Genomic DNA, 11,692 nt, shown 5'->3' on the forward strand with positions numbered 1-11,692 from the left:
CTATATAAGTTTAAATATCTCACTTTTGACAGTTAATTTTAAGACAAAACTAATTTGATTATGTCCTGAAAATTTATACATACAGCTAATTTTTTTATTAAATCTTTATATAAAATATTTTTTCAACATAAAAGCTTCATGCAAGAACTATTGAAAGTATAGTTGATAGTGTAAAAATTGAAGAGTCAAACCAACTCCTCAAAAAACAAGATGTACCGAAACAAGAGGATTTTTGACTAAATTAATGATTGTTGAACTCTGACTGCTGGTAAATAATCAGAGAACAATTTGCAATGTTGAAATCAAAAAAAATCTGATTCAAAAAAGTAATGCAATGGCTAAAATAGTAATTTCTGACTTACGTTCTATTGATATAGAAATATTTCTGCACGGGCTATCTCCAGTACAATTAGAGACAATATTCGGTGGTGCTTCTGATATCTACATAAGCAATGTTCCTGATAGTGTAATTGATCAATTATCTGATGTAACTAGTAAACTGTCTACATTGATTCCTTCGTTAAATTTGGATAATAACAAGTTTCTTACCGTTGACTTCTCAAAATTAAATATAAATTTTGTCTTTGCTAGTTAAAGGTCTCCTATAAACGCTGTATGGTAGTTCTGCACACACTTTCAGATTTCATCGACTGCGATTTTGCTGTCAGCGATTTATCTCCGAGTTATTGGTACGAAGGGCGTTGTCTTGAAACTGGCGTAGGCGTAGCCAGTCGTAGACATCGCTTAAGATTACCCCGCACCTCAATGTCTGAAGCGATCGCTCACGGACTCATGCAACAACTTACCAACAATGACTGTTATTCTCGTGAAGGTAAGATGTATGGAATACTTTTGGTTGAACTGCCTAATGGCGAACAACGGGTACTGAAAGCCTTTTCCGGTCTTTTGAATGGTTGCAATTTGGTTGCAGGTTGGGTTCCACCAATTCCAGGACGAGACGAAGTTGCTTTAGAGGAAGCCCGCACTTTAGCTGAGTTGGATAAGATCAAACAGGAAATTCTTTGTTTGAAGCAACTAACCGAACGTCAGCAGTATGAAACCCTATCTGATGAATTTGAGCGACAGTTGCAAGCAATGAGCGATCGCCATCGTCATTGCAAACACCAACGACAGGAAAAACGTAAACAAATCTGCAATACGCTCACTCCAGAAGCACTCGCGATCGCCATTGAACAACTCGACGAAGAAAGTCGTCAGCAAGGAATTGAGCGACGACAACTTAAACGCCAGCAAAATGAAGTATTACAACCTCTCCAGCAGTTAATTGCAGCAACGGATGCGCGAATTAGCGAACTGAAACAACAGCGGAAAGCCCTATCGCGTCAATTACAAGCTCAGATGCAGGCTAGCTACAGCCTGACTAATTTTTCCGGGCGATCGCTATCATTACAGCAATTGATGCCGGGAGGTTCGCCCACTGGCACAGGTGATTGTTGCGCCCCAAAGTTACTGCATTATGCGGCAACACATAATTTAAAACCACTAGCAATGGCAGAGTTTTGGTGGGGTGCATCTTCAGCAAATCAGGACAAAATTCCGGGAGAATTTTATGGCGCGTGTATCGAACGATGTCAGCCATTGATGGGGTTTTTGCTCTCAGGGTTAAGACCTAACCCCCCAGCCCCCTTCCCTACCAGGGAAGGGGGAGATGTCACTTTACCCATTATTTATGAAGACGAATGGTTAATTGCTGTAAACAAACCTGCTGGATTACTTTCGGTACCTGGGCGTTATCGCGATCGCCAAGATAGTGTTTTGAGTCGCTTACGTCATCTGTTACCCGATGGGATGGCGCTTGCATCTGTGCATCGCCTAGATCAGGAAACTTCTGGGGTTTTGTTGTTAGCACGCGATCGCCAAACTCATCGGCAACTCAGCCAGCAGTTTCAGCAACGCCAGGTTCACAAGGTTTATGAAGCAATACTTTCCGGTGTTGCGATCGCTGACCAAGGTGTAATTGACTTGCCATTGTGGGGAGATCCTGAAAATCGCCCTTATCAAAAAGTTGATTGGCAAAACGGTAAACCCAGCTTGACAAACTTCCAAGTAATGGCAAGAGAACAAGATTACACCCGCGTAGAATTTACGCCACTAACAGGACGCACCCATCAATTGAGGGTTCATGCGGCTGATGTGCGAGGACTTGGGATAACTATTTTAGGCGATCGCCTTTATGGATGCGATGCAGTTACCAGTCGCTTACATCTACACGCTAGAGAACTTCATTTTGAGCATCCACAGTTAAAAAAAACCTTGTATTTAAAAGCGATTACACCCTTTTGACGGAACTCCCAAGAATCAAAGTATAGCTTTGTCTGCCCTAACAGTAGCCCTTTCAAGGTGACTAGTAAAATCTCTTATCTTTTCTCAGCGCTCTCAGCGCCTCTGTGGTTAAAAAAATACTTTTAAACCGCAGAGGCGCAGAGGACACAGAGTATAGAGCTTAAAGAGGAATTTATTGACCAAAATTTTTACTCACTTTGAAAGGGCTAGCCCATTGCTTTTTTAATTTGTATGTGATAATTTTTGCTTGTAGTTAATTCAACGGTTATCCGACCGATTTGCCGTACTTACGGAAATTAATATCACAGCTAAAAAACTGCACAATAAACCTATCCAACGAATTATTGTGAGATTACTTCACAAGATTGCCTGATCTATCCTTGAAAATCCCTAGTGAGTGGTAAGAACGAGAGTGCTGGAGTTTACTTTTAGACTCTCATTCTTATCTTTTCTTTAATCAAAGGAGTAAAAAAAAGTTGTTGGCCCAGTTCAAAAAGTTATTATTTTTATTGCCACAACACTCAATCAAATACCTTCATAGCTTATTAATTAGCGCTATCCGGATCAATGCATAGCGATTCCTCTATGAGTAAACCTGCTCTATTTGTATGTAAAAAATTTGCTGTTAATCTAGCTGGTGCAGGCAAGGATCTGTTATTAAAAGTATTGGAAAAAAGAATATTCCGAAACAGAAATTTCACTATGTCTTCTTACCTCCAACTATTTAAGTAGAAAAGATAAATGGAGAACAATTCCCAATTCCCAATGTAAAAAGAGATGCACCATGCCAATTGAATTTATTGGAATGATTGGAACACGACAGATATCTGAGTTAGATGGGCCAAGAGTTGCAATCACTGGAGGTTCCATAGATGCCGCTTATGTTCGCAAATTTGCTCAAGCACATGAAGATGGTGGCTTTGATCGCGTACTGGTTGGTTATGGTTCAACTGGCCCTGATAGCTTAACTGTGGCATCATTTGCGGCGGCTGCAACAGAACGGTTGAAGTTTTTAATCGCTCATCGCCCTGGTTTCGTGGCTCCTACGCTCTTTGCACGCAAGACAGCAACTTTGGATCATTTTACTAATGGTCGCATCGCCGTACACATTATTACAGGTGGTAGCGATGCTGAACAACAACGCGATGGTGATTGGCTTGACCATGATACTCGCTATCGCCGTACAGATGAATATCTTGACATTGTACGTCGAGTGTGGGTAAGTGAAACTCCCTTCGATTATGAGGGCGAATTCTATCGGGTGAAAGATGCTTACTCAGATGTGAAGCCTCTGCAACAGCCCCATATACCTGTGTACTTTGGAGGTGCTTCTGGTGCAGCAGTACCTGTGGGTGCAAAGCACAGTGATGTATACGCGATGTGGGGAGAACCGATTGCAGCAATCAAAGAACGAATACGTGAAGTAAAAGCTGTAACACCACAGGGGCGATCGCCACGGTTCAGTGTATCTTTGCGGCCAATCTTGGGTGATACAGAGGAAAAGGCTTGGCAACGGGCACATTCAATTCTGTCGCGTGTTAAAGAAATTCGAGCGGCAAAAACAGACAATCAACCGCCGATAGCTCCCAGCTTGAATTCAGCACGCCCGCAAGCAGTGGGTTCCAGTCGTTTATTACAGTTTGCCCAAGAAAGCGAAATTTTTGATAAGCGCTTGTGGACTCCAATTGCTGCCGCTACTGGTGCTTATGGTAATACTACTGCCCTCGTTGGTACGCCGGAGCAAGTAGCAGAGTCCCTTGTGGATTACTATGATGCGGGGGTAACTACTCTATTGATTCGAGGATTTGATCCATTAGAAGATGCGATCGCTTACGGTCGTGATGTGATTCCCTTAGTCCGGGCAGAAGTGCAACGGCGCGAGCGACAAGCAGCTGTCATTGCTTAGTAGAGCTTGGGATAAAATCTTAGTGTTTGAAAACCCAAGTTACACAGAGTATTTTCAAGCAATTTAACTACCCGCTATTCAACACTCAAATACCTGAAAGCTGCTGTAAATAATTTGATTATTTCAAAATTGTATGACTAAAGTATTCATTCTCGATGCCAATCAAGAACCATTGTATCCAGTACGCATCAGTCATGCTAGGCTGCTATTGTCACAAGGTAAAGCTACTGTGTTTCAGCGATATCCCTTTACTATTATTCTGAAGGAGTCTTTATCTAATTTAAAACTTGAGCAACTTGGCTTCAAAATTCACCCTAGTATTAAAATAATTCGTAATTCGTAATAGGCTGCGCCCCGCTACGCTAACGTAATTCGTAATTTAATTACGAATTACGAATTAGTTAATCTTAGTCGCCTCCCCAAGTGAGGAGTTTATAGATGACGAACCACACTATCTTAGAACCATTGCCAGAAGACCAATGGTTTATTGAGAGTCAGGAACTACGATCCTTTGTAGCAACAGTGCGGGAAATTAGCGCTATCACTGCTAGCGATCGCACACAAACTCTCGCTAGATTAGAACCCTATTTTCAAGAACTACTTGCCCAACAGGAATGGCTATCTGAAAAGTTTGCCCAAATTAATCCTGAAAGCAAGATGGGTGGTGGTATAGGTCAGTGGCTACTTTATCGCGCCAAAGATCGTTCTCTGTCAGTCTTCAGTTTGGTGATTCCCCCAGGTTCTACGACTCCCGTCCACGATCATTTAGCCTGGGGATTGATTGGTTTATACAAAGGCAATCAAGAAGAAACAGTCTACCGTCGTGTAGATAACGGCGACACTGAAGGACAGGCACAATTACAAGTAACTGAAGTGCGATCGCTTCAACCAGGCGATATCTACCGCCTTCTCCCCCCAGACGGTGATATCCACGCCGTCAAAACTACATCCCAGAGCGCATCTGTATCTATTCATATTTTGGGTAATGATACTGGTTGTATCTTGCGTCACCAGTTCATCCCAGAATCTCATAGCGTCAAATCCTTTCGCTCTGGATATTCCAACGCTCCCTGTAAAGAGGAAAAAGAACATGTCTAGGTATAGTAGACCACAAGTCCCTGTATTCGAGCGAGTTGAAGACGAACGCCTGCACCGCAAGCAACGCCTAGCCGCAGCCTTTCGCCTATTCGGTAAATTTGGTTTCAGCGAAGGAATCGCAGGCCATATTACGGCTCGCGATCCAGAATTTACAGACCATTTTTGGGTCAATCCATTAGGAACATATTTCGGTCATATCCGAGTTTCTGACCTGCTCTTAGTTAACAGAGAAGGTGAAGTGGTTAAAGGCGATGCTGAAGTGAATCGAGCTGCTTTCGCCATCCATTCTCAGATTCATGAAGCTCGACCTGATGTCATCGCGGCGGCTCATGCTCATTCAATTTATGGTAAAGCCTGGTCTAGTTTAGGTCGTCTCCTTGACCCTTTGACTCAAGATTCTTGTGCTTTTTACGAAGATCATGCCCTGTTTGACGATTTCACCGGTGTGGTTTTAGAAACTTCTGAAGGTCAACGACTGGCGCAAACCTTGGGGGACAAGAAAGCAATAATTCTCCGTAACCACAGCATTTTAACTGTGGGACAGACGGTAGATGAAGCTGCCTTTTGGTACATTAGTTTAGAGCGATCGTGCCAAGCTCAACTGCTGGCAGAAGCTGCCGGTAGACCTACTATTATCAAACACGAAACAGCCCGTTTAACACAAACTCAAGTGGGGTCACGTATCAGTGGGTGGTTCAGTTTCCAGCCCCTTTACGACAGAATTGTACGTGAAGAACCTGATTTGCTGAATTAGTAATATATTTTTTGATACTAGGATAATAAGTAAGGAAGTATTAGTTTTTCCACTTTCCATTCTTTTTATTAAAGCAACAGGCAACAGGGCAGGTGTTGGATCTAATACGGTTCGGATAAGCTTTTTTGATGATACGCCCTAGATCATAAAGACGCGATAAATCGCCGTTTTTACAATAATCAGTCCTTTGTAGAGACGGCGATAGATCGTGTCTCTTGGCTTAACCGAACCGTATTGGGTGTTGGACGGGATTTAAAACATCGTCCAACACAATGCTTGTCACCTCGACCAAAAGTTGGTCAAATTTTCCTGAAATTATTTATATACTCCGGTAAACCTATAAGTTTATAGTATTCATATAGCTCAGAGAAATCATTTTGATGATTAACCTAATCTTTCGCCGTTTCATTGCCAAGTGGATATCGTTGGTAAAAATCAGGAATATCCCATTTAATAATCAGCACAAATTATTCTTTTCTTCTCCTTTGCCAATGACGGGGGCTTTTGTTACAGGGCTGTGTCTGAGCGTACTATTTGCTGCCTGTTCATCGCCATCGACTGTTAGTTCTTCTAATCCTAGTGCGACATCTGTTAATAATTCTGCTTCCACTAAAGCCACAGTAGTAAGATTTGGCTATCAAAAATCGAATATATTGCTGAGAAACAAAGGTGTCTTAGAAAAGCGTTTGTCACCAAATGGAATATCTGTAGAATGGATCGAATTTCCGGCGGGGCCACAATTACTAGAAGCCATGAATGTGGGTAGTATTGATTTTGGACACGTAGGAGAATCACCGCCAATATTTGCCCAAGCAGCAGGAGCATCATTAACTTACGTCGCTGGTATTGCTTCTAGTCCTGCTGGTTCAGCAATTCTTGTTCCCCAGAATTCCTCAATTCAAAAACTTACTGAATTGAAAGGTAAAAAAGTTGCTTTTCAAAAGGGTTCTAGTGCCCACTTATTGTTAGTTCAAGCTTTAGAAAAAGCAGGATTAAAATATACAGACATTGAGCCTAAATATTTGCCGCCTGCTGATGCCCGCGCTGCATTTGTCAAGGGTAGTATAGATGCGTGGGTAATTTGGGACCCTTTCTATGCAGCCGCTCAAGAGGCAACGAAAGCCAGAGTTCTGATTGATGGGACAGGAATTAATAAACAGGGAGGATATTATTTGGGAACCCGTAAATTTGTCACTGAAAATCCCCGAACTGTCAAGGCAGTTTTAGAAGAAATTCAAAGCCTAGAAGAATGGTCTAAACAGCATCGAGAAGAGGTAGCACAAACTCTATCATCTGTGCTAGCAATTGACATAGCAACAATGAGAAAAGCTACTAATAGGCGAACTTTTGGAATTGTGCCAATTGATAATAATCTGATAGCTTTACAACAAAAGGTTGCTGATACATATTATCAGTTGAAGCTGATTCCTAAACAAGTTAATGTCAAAGATGGAGTGCTAACGCAAGAGCAATATGCTGCATTCTCACCAAAGATTTAGACCAGAATCATGAATTTACTGTAGAGGCATAGCCATGTGTAGATGTATGCCTCTATGGATGGAATTGGTGTTAGTAATAAAATATCAAGGCCGCTAAAGGCGGCAAGGCAGAAGGCAGGAGGCAAGAGGCAGGAGGGAAACCTCTTCCCTTTATGGGAGAGGTTTGAACAAGGACACATCTTTTCTTGTGCGACGCATCGCACTTCGTGCCGCTTCCTAACGCAAAGAATGTTTTTAATTTTTTTGCCCACAAGGGGAGCCACTGCGGTCTTGGCTCGTAGTCAAGATGAGCAAGTGGCGTGCAAGGTTTGTACCTTTTTCTTCCTTCTGCCCCCTGCCTCCTGCCTTCTGCCTTTCTTTTATCAAATATCGGAAAATTTGAGAGTTGATTATGACTAATCCTATAGAACTACTGCGATCGCGCTACGGTGAAATTCCCTTCAATCCCGAAATTGAATGGAATGATTCTCTGACGGCACTATTATCTCATCGTTCCATCCGGTCTTATCTATCCGATCCTTTACCAGCAGGAACTCTGGAGTTGTTAATTGCAGCCGCCCAATCTGCATCTACTTCCTCTAATTTACAAACCTGGAGTGTGGTAGCAGTTGAAGATCCAGAACGCAAAGAAGAATTATCTAAATTAGCAGGAAACCAAGCACATATTAAGCAGGTTCCTTTATTCTTGGTTTGGTTGGCAGACTTGGCGCGTCTAAGTTACGTTGCTGACAGTCGCGGCATATCTCATGATGCGCTGGAATACTTGGAAATGTTTGTGATGGCAACAATCGATGCAACTTTGGCGGCGCAAAATGCAGCAGTTGCAGCTGAGTCACTCGGTTTAGGAACAGTGTATATCGGCGGAATCAGAAACCGCCCCCAAGAGGTAGCAGAGATATTGAATTTACCCTCCTCTGTTTATGCTGTATTTGGGCTGTGTGTAGGCTATCCAAATCCTGAAGTAGAAGCAGCGATTAAGCCACGATTGCCTCAGTCAGCCGTGTTGCACCGTGAAACTTATAAATTGGCAGAGCAAGAAGAAGCGATCGCTCACTACAACGACATCATCAAAGAATTCTATACTGAACAAAAGATGAATGTCCCTGGTGATTGGTCAGAACACTCAGCCCAAAGGATCGCAACTGTTGAGTCATTGAGAGGACGCGATCGCTTGCGGGAAGCTCTCAATCACCTTGGCTTCAAGCTACTGTAAACAACAAAAATCAAGATTATGGATTTGCAACTCCGTGGCAAAGTCGCCTTAGTAACTGCTGCTAGTAAAGGTTTGGGCAAAGCTACAGCGAGGCAATTTGCCCGTGAAGGAGCAAAAGTTGCCATCTGCGCCCGTAGTGAGTTAATTGACACAACTGCTGCGGAAATTGCAAGCGAAACAGGTACAGAAGTGCTATCTCTGCGTGCCGATGTTACCAATCAAGGAGATATTGAGCGGGTAATTAATGCCACAGTAGAGAAATTCGGCGGGTTGGATATCCTCGTTACCAACGCCGGAGGCCCACCCGCAGGTACTTTTGACGATATCGATTTGGCAACTTGGGAAACTTCGATCAATTTGACTTTGCTGAGTGCGGTACGTTTGGTAAAGTCCGCTTTACCTCACTTACGGCAATCTACCGCACCAGCGATTCTGACCATCACCTCAACCTCAACTAAACAACCAGTCCAAAATCTCGTTTTGTCTAATTCCATTCGATTAGCAGTGATTGGTTTAACTAAAACTCTCAGCCAAGAACTAGGTAGCGATAAAATTCGCGTCAACAGCATTCTACCAGGCTGGACATATACAGAACGGGTGGAAGAATTAATCAATGCGCGGATTGCTAAAAGTGGTGAAACAAAAGAAGCAGAAATGGCTAGAGTCAATGTAACAGTTCCTTTAGGACGTATGGGGAAACCAGAAGAGTTTGCAAATGTCGCTGTATTTCTGAGTTCACCAGCTGCATCCTTTGTGAATGGAGTCATGCTGCAAGTAGATGGCGGAACTATTCAGGGCACATTTTGAGCTTTGACAACTAATTTTAAGTAAGTTGGCACAATAAAATAAAACTATGTAAAAAAATAAACTAGGCTAAAACCCTTGTACTTATTGCCTATTGCCTTATCCCAACGACAATTATTTATGCCCACTTACTTATGATGAAGTTGATATTAGCCTTAAGCGTATCTCTATATAATTGAGCAATTTATTCTAATTTACGGGCAATTCATTAATTATCCATACGGTGTTTTCGAAAAATTATACCCAATTTTCTAACGAAAATTCGAACCTGTCGAAGTCAGAACAGGTCTTGAGACCCAGTTTTTCGGTAAAGTCGTGAACTTGTTGTTCCGGGAATTGTGTAAAATATTCTCCTGACCAGATGTTAAAACCCCTCATACAAATGAAGGGTTCTAGAATGCCCCGAAAACTTTCAGTTACCCTGAAGATAAAAGGGTTATATCTCTTGCCAAAGTACTAAGCACATCTGAAGTATTGCTTTATTTTCTTTTGTTTGCCTGTTTTTGGGGCAAAACGGAGGGTGAGGGCAATATTTATTAACGCAGCAAAAACGTTAGAAAACTATGCACGGATTGCTAAAACGTGCCTGGACGCAGAAGAGGGTTAAATGCGCCGTCGCACCCCTGTGAAGCGTCAAGAAATAGCTGATTAAATAGAATTTTAACCGATTTAATCATATATTTTGTAGCAGATACTTGTGGAAAAGCAAATGCTAGGTGTAAATGTTGTTATGAAAGTTGGCGATCGCGTCCGCGTTAAAGATTCGGTAGTAGTGTATCATCATCCTGAACATCGGAATCAGGCTTTTGACATCAAAGGCATAGAAGGCGATGTAGTCAATATTGCCACCCAATGGCAAGGCAGACCAGTCAGCGCTAATCTGCCGATTGTAGTCCAGTTTAGTAAAAAGTTTAAAGCCCATTTACGTGAAAATGAGTTAGAAGTCATCTAAATCACTTATCGGCGGCGAAACCACTGAAAAATATTCAGTTCGCCGCGCATTCTTTTTAGCTCTTGGCGGTTCTGCTCTGCTGTTGCATAATACCACTCACAATAACGCTGAAACTCTGACCTTGAGCGAACTTCGTGGTAGAACTGGTGAGTTGTTTGGTAAGCAGCAAAAGCTTCCTCAACTTGGGGTTGAGGCGATGGCATAATATAAGGTAAGTTTTTAGACATAAAGTTAATTTAGTTAGTCATTTGTCATTAAGAGTTTGAAGTTAAAACTTTGGAATTTAGGCAATTACGGCATTTTATAATTAATAACTCATAACTCATAATTCCCAACTCCTAACATTATTAAATCCAACCACGCAAACGATAAATCAAAGAACCAATGTACTCTTTTAAAGCGCTAGTAAATTGGTGCAAGTTGTCGGTATCAGGTAATAAATTTAGTATAGCGGCTTTGGGAGTGCCACCAAGTTCTTGCAGTTCACCCTGACTAACTAAAAAGTCTGTGGGTGCAGGAATAACATTAATTCCTTGACGCTGAAAAATGTTAAGCGATCGCGGCATGTGCATTGCCGAAGTAACTAATAATACTTGATTGATGCCACGAGATTCTAAAATTTTTCGGACATTTACAGCATTTTGATAAGTATTGAGAGATTCAGGTTCCTGAACAATTGCCTCAGATGGAATACCAATAGATGTGAGTATTGTTGCCATATCTGCCGACTCTGGTGAACCGCCACCACGCCAATCAATGCGGCCCCCGCTTAGAATGATTATAGGCGCTCTTTTTTGGCGATATAGTTGTGCAGCATAAATCACGCGATCGCCCGATTCACTCAAATCAACGGTAGGTCTTGGAGGAAAAGCTGATTTAGTTGCGCCACCCAAAACCACAATCGCTTCTGCAACTGGTATTTGGGCGAGTGGCAGATTTTGCCTTTCTAGCGATCGCACTAATGATTTAGCAATCCAAGCGTTACTACAAAATAGCAATAAAGTTAGGGTAAAAGCAATTGCGATCGCCGCAGTGCGCGGTCGTTTCCACAAGGTGACTAATGCTATCACCAAACTTACACAGGCCAATCCTAGTGGATAAAAAAATAGTGGCAGTAATTTGGAAAGATATAAAAACATAGTGGGGAATGGGGAATGGGGAA

The 11,692-nt window shown here is 42.2% G+C and carries 12 protein-coding genes; 10 read left to right on the forward strand and 2 right to left on the reverse strand.

Features of this window, described 5'->3' with window-relative positions:
• Positions 1-334 precede the first annotated feature (334 nt).
• The 10 genes from G1O98_RS32000 (at position 335) to G1O98_RS32045 (ending at position 10,530) form a co-directional block, all read left to right on the forward strand.
• Complete coding sequence (locus G1O98_RS32000) at positions 335-595, forward strand: hypothetical protein (RefSeq protein ID WP_163936925.1); 261 nt, start codon at positions 335-337, stop codon at positions 593-595.
• 20 nt (positions 596-615) lie between these two features.
• The gene (locus tag G1O98_RS32005) at positions 616-2,304 is read left to right on the forward strand and encodes an RluA family pseudouridine synthase (protein ID WP_163936930.1); all 1,689 of its coding nucleotides are present in this window, start codon (positions 616-618) and stop codon (positions 2,302-2,304) included.
• A 784-nt stretch (positions 2,305-3,088) separates the two neighbouring features.
• Entirely contained in the window at positions 3,089-4,210 is a 1,122-nt protein-coding gene (locus G1O98_RS32010) for an LLM class flavin-dependent oxidoreductase (RefSeq protein WP_163936932.1), read from the forward strand.
• Positions 4,211-4,343: 133 nt separating this feature from the next.
• On the forward strand, positions 4,344-4,553 hold the full coding sequence (locus G1O98_RS32015) for an RRXRR domain-containing protein (protein WP_012407403.1): 210 nt from the start codon (positions 4,344-4,346) through the stop codon (positions 4,551-4,553).
• A 95-nt stretch (positions 4,554-4,648) separates the two neighbouring features.
• The gene (locus tag G1O98_RS32020; protein ID WP_163936937.1) at positions 4,649-5,308 is read left to right on the forward strand and encodes a hypothetical protein; all 660 of its coding nucleotides are present in this window, start codon (positions 4,649-4,651) and stop codon (positions 5,306-5,308) included.
• The gene (locus G1O98_RS32025) at positions 5,301-6,062 is read left to right on the forward strand and encodes a class II aldolase/adducin family protein (RefSeq protein ID WP_163936940.1); all 762 of its coding nucleotides are present in this window, start codon (positions 5,301-5,303) and stop codon (positions 6,060-6,062) included. Before G1O98_RS32020 ends, G1O98_RS32025 begins: the two co-directional genes overlap by 8 nt.
• Before the next feature lie 380 nt (positions 6,063-6,442).
• The gene (locus G1O98_RS32030; protein ID WP_163936943.1) at positions 6,443-7,561 is read left to right on the forward strand and encodes a sulfonate ABC transporter substrate-binding protein; all 1,119 of its coding nucleotides are present in this window, start codon (positions 6,443-6,445) and stop codon (positions 7,559-7,561) included.
• A 391-nt stretch (positions 7,562-7,952) separates the two neighbouring features.
• The gene (locus G1O98_RS32035) at positions 7,953-8,774 is read left to right on the forward strand and encodes an NADPH-dependent oxidoreductase (RefSeq protein WP_163936946.1); all 822 of its coding nucleotides are present in this window, start codon (positions 7,953-7,955) and stop codon (positions 8,772-8,774) included.
• 18 nt (positions 8,775-8,792) lie between these two features.
• Positions 8,793-9,581 carry an SDR family oxidoreductase gene (locus tag G1O98_RS32040; protein WP_163936950.1) on the forward strand — a complete coding sequence of 263 codons (789 nt, stop codon included), beginning with the start codon at positions 8,793-8,795 and terminating at the stop codon, positions 9,579-9,581.
• A 727-nt stretch (positions 9,582-10,308) separates the two neighbouring features.
• Complete coding sequence (locus tag G1O98_RS32045; RefSeq protein WP_163936956.1) at positions 10,309-10,530, forward strand: ferredoxin-thioredoxin reductase variable chain; 222 nt, start codon at positions 10,309-10,311, stop codon at positions 10,528-10,530.
• A gap of 5 nt (positions 10,531-10,535) precedes the next feature.
• On the opposite strand, the gene G1O98_RS32050 is transcribed toward G1O98_RS32045, so the two are convergent.
• Together G1O98_RS32050 and G1O98_RS32055 are read right to left on the reverse strand one after the other, a co-directional pair.
• Complete coding sequence (locus G1O98_RS32050; protein ID WP_012407396.1) at positions 10,536-10,757, reverse strand: hypothetical protein; 222 nt, start codon at positions 10,755-10,757, stop codon at positions 10,536-10,538.
• A gap of 120 nt (positions 10,758-10,877) precedes the next feature.
• Positions 10,878-11,669: a YdcF family protein gene (locus tag G1O98_RS32055; RefSeq protein WP_163936953.1), complete on the reverse strand. Its 792-nt coding sequence runs from the start codon at positions 11,667-11,669 to the stop codon at positions 10,878-10,880.
• Positions 11,670-11,692 lie beyond the last annotated feature (23 nt).

This window comes from Nostoc sp. UIC 10630 (genome assembly GCF_010747425.1).
GTDB lineage: Bacteria > Cyanobacteriota > Cyanobacteriia > Cyanobacteriales > Nostocaceae > Nostoc.